Below are 15564 nucleotides of genomic sequence, written 5' to 3'. Positions count from 1 at the left end.
GCTATGGTCTCTCCAACTTATAGCCAAAGCCTCGGACCGTTTTGATATATTGCGGCTTACGTGTATCTAATTCAATCTTTTCACGTAAGTTACTAATATGCACGTCGACAATCCGCGAATCACCGACAAAGTCGTAATTCCAGACGGCATCCAACAGCTGCGTGCGATTTAGCACTTTCCCTTCATTTGCGGCAAGATACGCCAGCAGTTCGAACTCTTTTGGAGTAAGCTCAAGTTTTTCTTCCCGCAGAAGCGCTTCATATCTTTCCGGAAAAACGGCCAGCTCTCCAATTTTGTACATCGGTTCACCTTTTTGCTCCACGACAATATTCGGTTCTTCGACCATTTTTGATCGGCGTAATATCGCCTTGACCCGCGCAACGACTTCGCGCGGGCTGAAAGGTTTCGTTAAATAATCGTCAGCGCCCAATTCCAGTCCCAACACTTTATCAAATTCATCGTCACGGGCCGTCAACATTAAAATAGGCGTATTGATTTTTTCCTGACGAAGCTTCTTGCAAATATCCATGCCATCGATTCCAGGAAGCATTAAGTCAAGAACAATGAGATCAGGCCTTTCCTGCATTGCTTTTTGCAAACCGATTTCGCCATTTCCAGCTGTTGTGACGGAATATCCCGCTTTTTCCAAGTTATATTGAAGAAGTGTGACGATGGATGGTTCATCATCCACGACAAGTACCCGTTCCAATGGTTTTAACCTCCTTACTTTTGCGTGCCGGCTTTGTTTTTGTCAATCAATACGGTCAAGCTGATTAGCGTTACAAGGATGGTCGCCCCCATGTCTGAAAGAATGGCGATCCAAAGTGTCAACAATCCCGGAATGGTTAATAATAGAGCTATTATTTTCAAGCCTAACGCGAGAGAAATATTTATTTTAATAATAGTATTTACTCGCTTGGCGATTTTTATGGCTCCCGGCAATTTTCCAAGATGGTCCTGCATGAGGACAATGTCCGCTGTTTCAATGGCGCTGTCCGTTCCTTTCCCCATCGCGATCCCGAGATCGGCAACGGCCAGTGCCGGAGCATCATTAATTCCGTCTCCAACCATGGCTGTTTTTCCTTTTTTGATCAGCTCTTTCATTTTTTCCACTTTCATATGGGGCAGAAGATTAGCGTAATAATGGCTCAGTCCAACGGCGGAAGCTACCTTTTTCGCCGTTTTATCATGGTCGCCTGTCAACATAACGGCATTTTTAACCCCTGCGTCGTATAATTCAGCGACAACTTCTTTACTTTCATGGCGAATTTCATCAGCAATCCCAAACAAGCCCAAAACTTGCTCGTGATCTGAAACAACGACAATTGTGTACCCGTCGTCTTTTAATTGCTCCAGATCGCTTTGAATTTGCGGTGGAATTTCGTCAAATGGTATGCTCGCTTCGTTCCCCAGTCTGTATGTCTGTCCGGAAATGTTCGCTTCAACTCCCTGGCCGGCAATCGTTTTTAAATCAGTCGGTTCTTCGAGTGGAATAGATTGTTGTTCCACCTTCTCCATTATAGCTTTTGCAAGCGGGTGGGAGGAAGACTTTTCAATTGATCCGGCGATTCTTAACAATTCCTTAATATTCGTATAGGCGATCATTTCTTCTACATGGGGTTCCCCTTTTGTCAACGTACCGGTTTTATCAAATGCAACGGCGTCGACATGCCCAAGCTGCTCCAAAAACACGCCGCCTTTGATCAAAATCCCGTTTCGGGCATTCCGGGTAATACCGGAAATAATGGCAATGGGGGAAGAAATGATCAGCGCGCACGGGCAACCGACAATGAGGACTGCCAAGCCTTGGTAAAAATAACTTCCCCAATCTCCTACGAAAAGCGGGGGAACAATCATCACAATAAGGGCGATCACCATAATAAGCGGAGTGTAATATTTCGCGAACTTGTTAATAAACTGTTCCGTTGGTGTTTTCGTTTCCTGCGCTTCCTCAACAAGATGCAATATTTTGGCAAGGGAGGAATCTTCGTAAGGCTTTGTAATGGTAACTTTCAAAACACCTTCGTTATTAATGCTTCCGCCATATACGGTTTCGCCGGGTGTTTTTTCAACAGGCATCGCTTCCCCCGTAATGGCTGCTTCGTTCACCGAACTTCTTCCTTCTGATACAACACCGTCGGAAGGAATTTTTTCACCCGATTTCACGAGAACCACATCTCCGGCTTGCAAATCGGCGATCGGGATTACTCTTTCTTCTTTTCCGGAAAGCAGTATCGCTTCTTTCGGAGCCACCTTTAACAGTGTTTCCATTGATTTGCGCGCCTTTTCCATTCCCAGGCCTTCCAAGTATTCATTGATGCCAAAAAGGATCGCAACAAGCGTACCCTCTTTCCATTCACCGATTCCAAAAGCCCCAATGAGGGCAATTGTCATAAGCGTATCAATGTTAAATTTGAACGCTACCAGGTTTTTGAGGCCTTTTATAAACGTTTTATAGCCGCTGATGGCTGCAGCAGCGACGTAAATACCGGCCGCAGCAACAGTCGGAATCATGTTTTCCAGGGCAATGGCAAGCGCAAATAAAACTGCTGAAAGACCTATAAAATAGAGTAGCTTGCGCCCACTTCCGTGATCATGGTCGTCATGTGTGCTGTCACTTGACTCACGGACAATGGAAGCGCCGTCGCTCGCCAATATTTTTTCCACTTTATGCAAGGCGACTTCATCGGAAACGACTAATTTACTAGAATTGAACATTATTTTAGCATTGTCACCATGATCCAACTTTTGAATTTCCTCTTCCATCTCCCTGGCGCAATTTGCGCAGGAAAGACCTTTAAGGCGATATTCAGCCATGCATATAACCTCCCTCATTAATGCCTTGCGTGGTCAATCGTCTGTTCAAGTATTTTTACAACATGTTCATCATCATGTGAATAATACATGCTCGTGCCTTCTCTGCGATATTTAACGAGCCGCAAATTTTTTAAAAATCGAAGCTGATGGGAAACTGTTGACTGTTGAAGATGAAGCGCCTCAGCGATTTGGTTTACTGAACGTTCCCCTTCCGACAACAAATGCAAAATCCGAATTCGAGTCGGATCTCCCAATGCCTTGAATGTTTGGGAAACAATAAATAATGTTTCTTCATCAAGTTCATCATGCTCATCATGGTTATCATTTTTACGTTCCATTTATAACACACTCACCTTTTATATGATCATATGTTCATATTCCAATCTTAATACATTCATGTTCCATATGCAACCAATCTGTTAAAATTGCTGAAAAAATGCTCCTACTTATTGGTAATTCAGCCCGATTCATTGAAAACAAGCCTCATGTTTGCTATATTAGCAGTAGTTTCATTTTCTCTACCGTTTGAACCGCACAAGCTGCGAACTATTTCATATACATTAAATAAAGGGTGGGTTATCGAATGTCATATGTCATTACAGCTCCTTGCGAAGGTGAAAAATTCGGCGAATGCGTAGACGTTTGTCCGGTCGACTGTATAGAAGAAGGGGAAAAAATGTTTTACATTGATCCCGATATTTGCATCGACTGCGGCGCATGCCAAGCCGTTTGTCCCGTGGAGGCCATTTATCACGAAGAGGAATTGCTTCCGGAAGACCAAGTTTATTTGGAAAAAGCGAAGGAATTTTTCGCATCAAGGTAATGCTTCAATAAAAGGTGGAGAAAACGAATCATCGTTTTTCTCCACCTTTTTGGGGCTAAAAAAGACTACGACTCTTGATGAATCTCCGTTGATGTTTGCAAGTGTTGGTTACTCACTGTAAAAGAAACCTTTGTCCCCAAACCGGGGGTGCTTTGAATATGCAGTCCCCTTCCAAAATGGCGCTTTAAGCGCATGTCGGTATTAATTAGACCGACTCCCGACTGGCCGCTTTTCTTTCTATCCATTATTTTCCGCAATTTATCATCTTCCATTCCTACCCCATCATCTTCAACGGATATGTCCACCTGCTTTTCGTTTTGGGAAATCCGAATCATTATTTTTCCGCCACTGATCCGTTTCATAATGCCGTGCCTGATCGCATTTTCTACTAAAGGCTGGATCGTCAGGAATGGGATTTTCAAGTCATTATATTCGTCTATTTCCCAAACAACTTGCAGCCTGTCTTGAAAACGCACCTGTTCAATGTACAAATAAGAGCGCACGATGCTTAACTCCTCTTCAACTGGAATCAGCGCATCCATATGTTGAAATTGAAATTTATTTCTTAAATAATGGCTAAAATGATCAAGCAAATCACGCATTTTATCCAAATCAATTTCACTTAACGCTGTTACCGCGTTTAACGTGTTAAATAAAAAGTGAGGCTGAATTTGTGCCTGCAGCCAGGCGGATTCCAATTGCAACTGTTCCCGCACAACTTGTTTAATCATCGCCAATGCCTCAATCCGTGATCTTATTTCCAGCGCTTCAACCGGCTTTGTTACATAGTCGTTTGCACCAGCCAAAAATCCACTCTGAATATCCTCTGCCCGACTTCTCGCCGTAAGCAGTAATATGGGAAGCTCGGTAAAAGAAAACCGCTTGCGGATAATCTGAGTTAACTCATACCCTGACATTTGGGGCATCATGACGTCCGATATGACTAAATCCCACTCTTCCTCGCCCAATATGGCCAGCGCTTCTTTTCCGCTCGTAACCATCGTCACATCGTATTCTTCCGGAGGTAAAATGGCTTCAAGCACTTGGAGGTTTACTGGATCATCATCCACTATTAAGATGACCGGACGATCAAGCGCAGTGTCCCCTAATGGAGGTCGCTTGACAACAGGCGAGATGTCGAGCTTGGTCCAATCAAGCGAAGTTTTTTCCTGAATCGGGACGGACTGTTCAAATGATCCGGATACATTACCCGCTTCCTTCTCTTTTACACTGGCTAATTTTAGAGAAAATGTAAATGTGGAGCCTTCTCCCAAGGCAGAAGACACTTCCAGTTCTCCTCCATGAAGTTCGACCAATTGTCTGCTTATACTTAATCCCAGCCCAAAACCGCCTTCAATCATCGTCTTACCGGAATTTGCTTGCTCATAAGGATTAAACAAACGCTTTAGCATGGCTCTATCCATTCCGACCCCGGTATCCGCAATCACGATAAAACCTCTTCCTTCTTTTACAAAGCCCCGAATGGTAATTTGACCTTCATTCGTATATTTGACCGCATTATGAAGCAAGTTGAATGCAATTTGAACGACCCGATTTTCATCCGCATATACGGGAGGGAAATCTTCTGGAATTTGATTCACAATATTCACGGGCTTGAACTCTACCATAAAGTGGAGCATATCCAGCACCCCTGTGATGATGGGCTGAATGGCGATGACTTTTTTCTGCAGCCGCGGATTGCCTTCCTGAAGACTCATTACATCCAGCAAATCATTTAATATGAGTGTCATCCGCCGCCCGACAGATAAAATCGTTTCGAGTTCTTTCACACTTCTTTCCTGCAGCATATCCCGTTCCCTTTTTAAGACAGTTTGTGACATGTTTAAAATGCCATGGAGCGGATTTTTAAATTCATGTGAAGTGTTTGCCAAAAATTGATCCTTATGATCATTCATCCTTTGTAATGCAGCGGCAAGCTCCCTTGTGTCGGCGTGCATTTTAAAATAATCCTTAAACCATACAGACGCAAAACAGGCGATCGAAATAAACAGATCAAACGGATAGTGGGCAACACTAATACCATTTTCCCGCCAGCCGATTGCCCAAATAAAATGGTGGATGAGAGCAGTAAGTGAAAAAAGCAGCAACAGATTAGCTTTGATATCCTTGATGAACTTTTGCATGATGGCAATCCCCGTGATCACGACTGCAACTCCCACCAATACAAAATAAACCGGGAAGATCATTATCACTTGGGTTGGGGTTAACAACAACGTTATACCGGCAATGCCCAAGGTGCTGACAGTATAAATGCGATAAATCTTGCGCCAATACGGAAGTAACCGATGATCGGTACATTCAAGCAACGCATAACATCCGATGAGTACAGCTGCATTCGCCAAGCGAAAATCCCATTCATACCCTATGTAAAAAACTTGGTGAAACAGTTTCTCATCATTACTGAATAAATTTCCCAATGCCACACAAAGTGTAAGTAAAGAAAAGAATAATAGCTTCTTTTCTCGATTTCCCAGAAAAAACAAAATAAGAGAATAGACAGAATGTATCAAGAACATTATCGCAGTTAAAAGCTGCATGGAGGAAGATAGTTTCATTTCCTTGGCAATGGCTTCTTCCGTACCGAACTTAATCGAGCGAATGATGCCGCTGCCTCGTATATCCGCATAATTTGCGGCTTGAATGACGATTTCTATGACGCCCTTATCATCCGCTGTAAAAGTAGTGGAATAGGGTAAATTTTTCGCAATATATTCCTCTTGATGTTTTGCCACTTTCCCGGATTTGGCCAGCAGACGCCCATTCACATATACTTCCGAAGAACTGCGTACACTTGGTACACGGATGCTATAATTCAGATCCTTTTTTTCCGGATTGACAAGAACACGCAATCGATAGGTGGCAAAACCATACGGCGAGTGCAATACTTCATTCCATTTACCCGGAACTTGAATAAGCTGTGGCGCCGCATTGCCCAGTCCCGGTTGCCGCTCTTCGTCCATCAACAAGCTTGATGGATAAAACTCCCAATCACCATCCAATAAAAGAACTTCACCGTCCTCTGCATCCCAATTACGCAAATCTAATTGCCCATTTTCAACTGGCCGCTGCTTTTGATCCCGAAATAATTCCATCCAAAAAATCCGCGAACTTGATAAAACGATCAAAAGTAAGCCCAGCATAAGTAAAATATGTCTTTTCTTCATACAAGATTTGGCCTTCTCCCTGCCAAACTCCCCGCCTCTCAAATGATTTTTTACACTTGTAAGCCGGCTCACATCCGCAACGGAAGATGAGGTGATCGCCCGCTATTGCATAACGAAAAATAAACAATGAATGCCATTAAAGACTGCGGCATTCATTGTTTCCATCTCCGTTTTTATGTCTATTCATTTCTGATTTCCATTTCTCATACCACTTTTCAATTGTAGGTTTGGGTTTCATGTCATATTCTTCTTTTAGCATGTTCCGTAAATGTTTGTATTGTTGTTCAACTGAGTGATGATCCCCGAGTAAATCATACAGCTTCATCAGCATGAAATAGCTGCTATCCACATATGGATGTAATACTTGTACACGCCGATAAAGTAAAATCGCTTCCGTGTACTTACCATTAGAAACGAAGTGATCCGTCATCATATTTATGTAGTGAAGCCATAAAATCCTTAACCTTTCCCGCTCGCTCTCCGCCCACAAATAACCTTCTTCGGCCAAATAGTCCCCTCGATATAATGTCATTAAGTTTTGGTGCTTGACAACATTTTCATCGCTTCCAGATGTTAATGCAGCCATTCCATTCTGCCACTCATCTACATCAAGCTTGACTTCATTTAATTCCAGCACGTAGCTATGATCGAGACTGGAAATCGTAATATTCATTTGAATAGCGCTTAATGTTCGACGAATTTGATAAATAGCGGCGTACAGTTGCGCATAACCTTTTTTATCGTCAACCTCGGGCCAAAGCATATCTAGTAAAATATCTTTACGCACTGGACGCCCGCGATGCTGGATTAAAAAAGAAAACAATTCCCGGGCCTTGGATGTTCTCCAGTACACATCAACAAATTCAGAATCCCACATTGATCTCTTAAATTGTAAAGTTTGAAAACAGCAAATGATACCGGAACCATCGGATGAAATTGCTTGTGAAGGAACCCTTTTCTTTAAGCGGCGAACGGTTTCAGCAAGCCGCGTCCTCTGAACAGGCTTGATAACATAATCCATGGCATTGATTTCAAAGGCTTTTACAGCATATTCATCATAAGCTGTCACGAATACGACTAATATTTCAGGATAAGAGCTTTGAATCTGTTCCGCTATTTCAATTCCGTTTATTTCCAGCATATCTATATCGAGAAAAATAACATCAGGGCGTTCTCTTAGTGAGGCCTCCAGTGCCCGGAATGGATTTTGGAATTTTCCAACTATTTCAACACCAGAGATTTTCACGAGTAAATGTTCCATGTGCTCAAGAGCTAAGGCTTCGTCATCAACTAGAATAACTCTCAACATTACAGCCACCTTTTTAATGTAAATTAAGTAAGAAAGCCGGGTAATGATTCCACTGGTTTGGCATAAGCTTCTTCTACATATCAAGCATGGATAACAAATTGCACCTACAATATTTTTCAATTAAAAGCATGACCATCCGCAAGGAGAAAATTCCGTTTTGTTTTTGATCATACATGTACATTCACCGCTGAGCATTTTTACTTGAAGTCCGTCACTCGTTTAGAATGTTCCAGGCCAGTGAAAAATCGTATCCCGATGTCCTGACCAAACCATTTGCCCTTCCTTCACCGCCCCTAACCTTTAACTAGAAACAGCGTCCTCCACTTTCTACAATTCTTTGGGCAACTCGAAACACTTCGGTTTTATCTCCAAATGTGCTTTGAAAGGAAGACATTCATTGTATAAAACTAGTTTTTCCACCCGAGCTAAAGGATATGATGAACTTCAAAGGTAAAAGCCGCTATATCTAAAAAAGCTCAAGCCAACGAAGATCAATGATGTTGCAATGCACCTTTTTTGATGTTGATGAACAACAGGAAGTTGGGAAATTTATATCTTCATCTTGAAATTGAAATAGTAAATGTACAGTTATTATACCATAAATTGTATAGTTCATTTCTTAAAATAAATGTTTATATACTTGGGAAACTTTCATGAAGAATGTCGAGGTGTGTCTGACCGTATGAAGTGGCAAATAGAAGTAATGGCTTCCATATACTATACTAGCATATGGAAGCACTTCAGTTTATTCTTGGCGATTTCTTCTAAATCTAGTGAGAGTAATGCCAACTAGTAGAAGAATCAGTCCTGCTGCTGCATATTGGAATATGGTTGTAGCAGTATTTGGGAGCTTCGTCCCGCTATTTTGTTTTTCTGGATGCTGTATTGGGTTGTTTGGTTTATCTGGTCGGACTGGAGTATCAGAATCGTTTTGCTCTCCTATATCAACCGGAACTTTCGTATTCGTTACTTGGATCTTTAATCGCTCTTCCTGACCTTTTTCAATTGTAAATGGTACTGGTTCCGTTCGTTTTTGATAGCCTTTAGGTGCTTCCGTTTCAACAAACTGATAATCACCAGGTTTCAAGCTGTCGACTATGATTTTTCCTTGTTTATCTGTTGTTAAACCTGCTTGAAGTGTACGACCTGCTTTATCCTGCAACTCAAATTCTGCTCCAGGCAGCGTCAATGCCTGATCATCTTTATCGATCTTAGTTAACTCCACTGCACCTGGAGTTAACTCGTTGACCGCTGTGAGGCGCAATACCTCTTTTTGTCCTTTCACAATTTCAAAGACGAGCGGTGAAGCATCGAGTTTGTAATGTTCGGGTGCTTTTGTTTCTACAAGTTGGTATTGTCCCGGTTTTAAATTGCTTACGATCAGCTTGCCACTTTCATTTGTCATCAAGCCTTCTTGAAGCGTTTTGCCATTGGCATCTTGAAGCTCAAACTCCGCGCCTTCCAAAGTTAACTCGTCATTGTCTTTATCAACTTTGAGCAATTGGACTGAGCCTGTCGCAAGATCATTTTGCGCAATTACGTTTACTGCCTCTGTTTGGCCTTTTTCAATCGTGAATGCGATTGGGGTCGGGTCCAAATGATAGCCAAAAGGCGCTTTCGTTTCCACAAACTGGTACTTGCCCGGTTTTAAATCTTTGACGGCAATTATGCCTTCCTTGTTTGTCGATAGGCCGGACTGAAGCGTTTTGCCGTTGGCATCCTGAAGCTCAAACTCCGCGCCTTCCAATGTTAACTCGTCATTGTCTTTATCGACTTTGAGCAATTGGACTGAGCCTGTCGCAAGAGCATTTTGCGCAATTACGTTTACTGCCTCTGTTTGGCCTTTTTCAATCGTGAATGCGATTGGGGTCGGGTCCAAATGATAGCCAAAAGGCGCTTTCGTTTCCACAAACTGGTACTTGCCCGGTTTTAAATTGCTTACGATCAGCTTGCCACTTTCATTTGTCATCAAGCCTTCTTGAAGCGTTTTGCCGTTGGCATCTTGAAGCTCAAACTCCGCGTCGGCCAATGGGGCCTTGTTATTGTCGCCATCCACCTTTGTCAATTCCACTGATCCTGGCACCAATTCATTTTCTGCTGTCAGTTTAATCCATTCTACATCTGCTTCCGTTTTACTTTTGGCAATTGTAAATGTGATTGGCGTGTTGTTTGATTTATAGCCAAATAGCGGTTTTGTTTCGACAAATTGATAGTTGCCCGGCTTTAAGTCTTCTATGACGACTTTTCCGTCTTTGTCTGTTGTTAAGCCTTCTTGAAGGGTTTTGCCGCTAGCATCTTGCAATGCAAATTCTACCCCATGTAATGGTGCGTTCTTGTTGTCTTTATCAAACTTCGTTAATTCCACTTTACCGCGGATGAATTCATTTTCAGCCGTTACCTTCAATGTTTCTTTTTGGCTTTTGCCGATTTCAAATGGTATTGGCTTTGCTGTAAGTTGATAAAAGTCAGGCGCTTTTGTTTCAATGAATTGGTACTTGCCTGGTTTCAAGTTTTGTACAACGAGCTTGCCTTCGGCATTCGTAGTCAAGCCTTCTTGGAGGTCCGTTCCTTCTGCCGTTTGCAACTTGAATTCCGCACCGGATAATGACAAGTCTTTGCGATCTTTATCCACTTTTATCAATTCTACAGAGCCTGGTATCAGTTCGTTATATGCCGTGATTTTGAGCATTTCTTTTTGGCCTCTGACAATCTCAAATGCAAGTGGAGTAGAATCCAAGAGATAATGTTCGGGCGCTTTCGTTTCAACAAGCTGGTATTTGCCCGGTTTTAATCCTTTCACGATCAGTTTTCCTTCCTGATCCGTTTTTAACCCTGCCTGAAGATCTATTCCATCTGCCGTCTGCAACGTAAATTCCGCACCGGATAAAGGGAGTGCTTTGTTGTCTTTATCCACTTTCGTCAACTCGACAGCTCCTGGCGCCAATTCATTTTCAACTGTCACGAGAAGGATTTCTTTTTGGCCTTTCTCAATTTCAAACGGCAGTGGCTTGGAATCAAGCGCATAATCTTTAGGTGCTTTCGTTTCAACAAATTGATACTTGCCCGGTTTCAAATCTTTAACGATGAGCTTTCCATCCTCATTCGTTGTTAAGCCCGTTTGCAGCACCTTGCCCGCCGCATCTTGTAACTCGAACTCTGCACCAGCCAGTGTCATCTCCTTGTTATCATGATCAACCTTGATTAACTCGACTGAACCTGGTATCAATTCGTTATCTACTATTACTTGTAACGCTTCTTGTTGTCCTTTTTTAATTTCGAATGGAATTGGTGAAGAATCCAGGCCGTAATGTTCGGGTGCTTTCATTTCAACAAATTGATATGGACCCGGCCGTAAATCTTTTACAATGAGTTTGCCATTTTTATCTGTTGTTAAACCTTCTTGGAGAATATTGCCTTTCTCATCCCGAAGTTGAAATATGGCACCTGATAATACAGTTTCTGGATCGTCTTGATCTACCTTTGTTAATTCAACCGCTCCTAAAACGATTTGATTTTCTGCTGTTTTCCTGACAATTTCTGTTTGCTTTTCATCTATTTTGAATGAAATGGGTTCAGGGTTGAGTTGATAACCTGATGGAGCTTTTATTTCAATAAATTGATAATCTCCTGGTTCAAGCTCTTCTTTAAAAATGACCCCTTTTTCATCGGTTGTTAGTTCTGCCACTTTTTGATATTTGTCTCCGACCTTGCGCTGGAGTTCAAATACCGCACCGGCTAACGTTTCTTTCGTTTCTTGATCTATTTTCATTAATTCAACGGCATGAACGATCTTCTTGTTTTTCACCGTTATTTGGTTGTTCTCTTTGGAGTCGATCTTGACGGTTTTGCTGTCCTGGATGCCGACAACATATCCATCCGGCGCTTTGTCTTCTTTTAAAATATAATCGTTGTACAGCAAGTTCTTGAATACCGCTTTGCCGTCTTCACCAGTTGTCAGCGTGCGAATGGCAATGTTTCCTTCGTTGTCATATAAAGTGAACGTCGCTCCTTTTAGCGCGTCTCCTGTGGAAGCATCCACTTTCGTCACTTCCAGGCTGCCCGTTTCGCCACTGCCGCTTCCAGAACCGCCGGTTATTTTTACGGCGATTTTTTCTTCAGAATCCGTTACTTCAGTAGTGATCTGCTTACCGTCAAATGAAGTTTTATTGGTTATTTCATCTCCATTTCGAGCATTGATGTATGACTGATATTCCAAAATATAGGCTTTATCAATGTCGTTGAGGAATTTTATTTCAAAGGTTTGCTTGCCTTCATCATCTGTTTTAATGTCAAGGGTGTAATCTTCCCCTCGCTTCAGTTCATTTTCGGGATCCTTTGTCACCGTGCCATTTTCAGCAATTTTAGTGCCGTATAAATGGAATGAATTTTCCAGCAAGATTTGATTAGGACTTGGATCATCGGTTAATGTTGCATCTGAAACTTTCGATTGCCCAAAGTTGATATTGACTTTCCAGTCAATCACCTTTCCATTTTGAGCTCCCGATTTATGTGTATATTCCCCCCCATGAGCGACAGATACTTTCGCATCAAGACTGGTAATTTCCTTATCACCGTTGAAAAGCTTCGCGGTGTTATTATATTCCTTTTGGATCAGTTGATCTTGAAGACTTGTTTTATACGTAATCCAGTACGGTGTATCAATATCTCCATTGAAGTTAATTTTAAACCCTGGATTTCCGTTTTTATCTTCAACATTTTCAATGGTAAAATCCTCACCAAGAGTCAGCTGGGCGCCTTTTTCAACTCCGTTTGCCGAACCATTCAGCTTCATCTCATAGACTTCAATGGAGTCTTTCACCAATTTCTGGTTACCCAGGATATAATCAGTCACCAAAGCATTTTCGACTTTCTTCAGATTGTAGTTAAGGCCGATATTCCAGGTAATTTCTTTGGTAACCGCATTGTACGACCCATTTTTAAAGCCATTGCCTTTTGTATAATGATCCGGATCAAACTCTGCCGTATCATCTTTGTGTTTTTCTTCTCCATCCTTATCTTGCCAAATGATTGTTGCTTTATTTTGAAAAGCCTTTTTTCCATTTTCTCTCGCATCATAATCAAATTTTGTTTGATACTCGATAAAATGCGGAATTGAAATATCATGAACAAATTCGATTGTAAAGCCATCAGCTTCTTCGATTAAATGATAGTCTTCACCCTCGACTAACGTTTTTTCAGCATTTGTGATCCTCAACGTATCAGGCTGAAACGTCAGCCCCTTATTAGAAAAAACATCCTTTAATTTTACATTTTTCATCAGGTGGCTATCATTGTTGAATGAAATTCCCCACGTAGTCGTTTTCTTTTCGTAATCTGTTTCAGGATGATTTGGGTAATTGGCTTTAATCAAAATTTGCTGGTGAATATCTCTTGATCCTTCACCCTCTTTACCTTCTCCCGTCACCACTTTATTGGTAATATTCTCCCAATCGAATACGCGGTCAGTCGCTTTGGTTTTATAAATAATTTTATAAGCGGAATCGATATCCTCCTTAAATGTAAGTTCAAAACCGTTTTGATTTTTTGTGGATGTTGGCGTTACCGAGAAACTTTCAACCTTCTCTGTACCCGCCTCATTTCCATCTTCACCAATGGTTACTTTATAAACTTCGAAAGAATCTGAAATGAGCCCTTGGCTTTTATTGAAAAAGTCTTGTAAAAAGGCATCTTTTTTGGAAATCGATTTTTCATTATAGTTGTATAGAATTTCCCATGTGATCGTTTGTGTTTGTTGATCGTAATGTGTTGATTTTTTGGATATTGGCTTTCCACGGTTCACTGATACCGTTGCACTTGCAGGAAGGCTTACATCATCCCCTGTCAATACTGCCTCATTTTTATATTTGGTTCCGTCTTGATCGGTAATATCTGTTACAAACACAACTCGATAGGCGGAATCAATTTGTTTTGCTTTGAACCGAACCAGAAAATCGCTGCCCGCTATTTTTTCTATGGCATATTCACCCGGGTCCATCAAATCCCCTTGTACCACACTTCCATCCAGTTGGACATCCAGTTTGTAAACTTTGATCGAATCAGCTTGCAGCCTTTGCCCTGTTTGGATCGGATCACGGAGAACAGCATTTTGTATCTTCTTTAATTGTTTGTTAAAATCAACTGTCCATTCAATCGATTCTGCGTTATAGGCTTGATTTGGTATTCCCTTTTTATCAATTTCCGGACCCGGTTTTGGCTGAAAGTGTACGGGAATGCTGATGGTGTCCCCATCTTTTATTGGGAACACAATCTCTTGTTCGACGCTTCCTTTCCAGTCTTCCCTGAATTCCGTCCATAGCTTCAACGAACCTTCAATATTGGAATGTTTTTTTATTTCCTCGTTAAAAACCATGGTTATCGTGCCGTCGGTTTTGACCGTAAATGTTCCCATATTGATACCACCAAATATCAGCGGTTCATTTTCGAGGTCATTATATACTTTAAATATTTCTGGAAGTTGAAATGTAAAAGTTGACCCGGCTCCATACCCATGATTATTTTCAAGCTTCCATGTATATTCTATTCCCACTGTCGATCCCAAACTTGGACGATAATTCGGATTCTCTTCCGCATGAATGATATTTCCATCTTCATCCCTCAAGGAAACCGATGTTAAAATATTTTCTGTTATTTCTGAAGCAGCTCCGGCGTTCATTTGTGCTCGGACGGTTGCTTTGCTACTCGTTATATCGCTTGCTTCAGCCGTCTTACTGTTTGATTTGCTATTCGCTTCATTCTCGTTCTCCACTCTCGTGGGTTCCGTTTTTTGCTCTCTATCAGAGCCTGGTGCAGCATTTGTCTTGTCATGATTCTCCTCTGCTGAATCGGCTAGAAATGATACGTTCAATACGTGAGCTATTTCTTGAATGACAAATTCAATGGAAGCTGTATCTTTTCCTTTCAAGATCTCCTGATTGAAGGCAGCCTGAATACGAAGTGTTCCTTGGGCATTTTCACGATTTTCAACCTTGTCATGAAAAGTCAGAGCGACCGTTCCATCTGTTTTCACTTGAAAAGAACCAATGTCGCCATTTGTTCCCAGTAATGAACCCTGTTGCTCCCTCACAACTTTCAATTCACGGGGAATGGCAAACGTATAAGTTTCCCCTACTTGAACAGCTTCTGTATATGACCAGTCGAACTGTATATTTACGACGTCATCTTTGTTTACTGCATGACTTGAATCCATCATCTTTCCTTCTTCATCAAACAGAGTCACCTTTGAGATCAAGTCTTGTTCCAGCTTTTCAGCGCTCTTTATTTCAGGCGAATTGGAAAAGCCGCTTAAAAAAGTTTGAGAGAGAAGCAGGAATAACAAGGCAATATGCCCAATCTTTTTCCCCATTTCAACATAATCCCCCTAACAAAAATTTTTTCCTTGAATGTTTTTTGAAATCAGACATCATAACTAT

The 15564-nt window shown here is 41.6% G+C and carries 7 protein-coding genes; 1 reads left to right on the top strand and 6 read right to left on the bottom strand.

What is annotated here, in order from left to right; translation table 11 throughout:
• Position 1 precedes the first annotated feature (1 nt).
• The 3 genes from JOC94_RS03895 to JOC94_RS03885 are packed head-to-tail and all read right to left on the bottom strand — an operon-like array spanning position 2 to position 3155.
• Positions 2-709: a response regulator transcription factor gene (locus JOC94_RS03895; protein ID WP_077112900.1), complete on the bottom strand. Its 708-nt coding sequence runs from the start codon at positions 707-709 to the stop codon at positions 2-4.
• A gap of 14 nt (positions 710-723) precedes the next feature.
• Complete coding sequence (locus tag JOC94_RS03890; RefSeq protein ID WP_205178711.1) at positions 724-2817, bottom strand: heavy metal translocating P-type ATPase; 2094 nt, start codon at positions 2815-2817, stop codon at positions 724-726.
• A gap of 17 nt (positions 2818-2834) precedes the next feature.
• A complete protein-coding gene (locus JOC94_RS03885) occupies positions 2835-3155 on the bottom strand; it encodes an ArsR/SmtB family transcription factor (protein WP_077112902.1) in 321 nt (106 codons plus the stop codon).
• A 245-nt stretch (positions 3156-3400) separates the two neighbouring features.
• On the opposite strand from JOC94_RS03885, the gene JOC94_RS03880 reads away from it, so the two are divergent.
• A complete protein-coding gene (locus tag JOC94_RS03880; protein WP_171973952.1) occupies positions 3401-3640 on the top strand; it encodes an indolepyruvate ferredoxin oxidoreductase subunit alpha in 240 nt (79 codons plus the stop codon).
• A gap of 65 nt (positions 3641-3705) precedes the next feature.
• On the opposite strand, the gene JOC94_RS03875 is transcribed toward JOC94_RS03880, so the two are convergent.
• The 3 genes from JOC94_RS03875 to JOC94_RS03865 form a co-directional block, all read right to left on the bottom strand.
• Complete coding sequence (locus JOC94_RS03875; protein WP_205178709.1) at positions 3706-6825, bottom strand: hybrid sensor histidine kinase/response regulator; 3120 nt, start codon at positions 6823-6825, stop codon at positions 3706-3708.
• A 136-nt stretch (positions 6826-6961) separates the two neighbouring features.
• The gene (locus JOC94_RS03870; RefSeq protein WP_205178707.1) at positions 6962-8134 is read right to left on the bottom strand and encodes a response regulator; all 1173 of its coding nucleotides are present in this window, start codon (positions 8132-8134) and stop codon (positions 6962-6964) included.
• Between the two features lie 745 nt (positions 8135-8879).
• Positions 8880-15497 (bottom strand): SpaA isopeptide-forming pilin-related protein, encoded by a 6618-nt coding sequence (locus JOC94_RS03865; protein WP_205178705.1) that lies wholly within the window; start codon positions 15495-15497, stop codon positions 8880-8882.
• Positions 15498-15564: the final 67 nt, after the last annotated feature.

The sequence above is a fragment of the Siminovitchia thermophila genome, from assembly GCF_016909185.1.
In the GTDB taxonomy this organism is placed as follows: Bacteria; Bacillota; Bacilli; order Bacillales; family Bacillaceae_C; genus Siminovitchia; species Siminovitchia thermophila.
The sequence above is the reverse complement of the archived record's forward strand: the minus strand, read 5'-3'. Positions and strand labels throughout refer to the sequence as shown.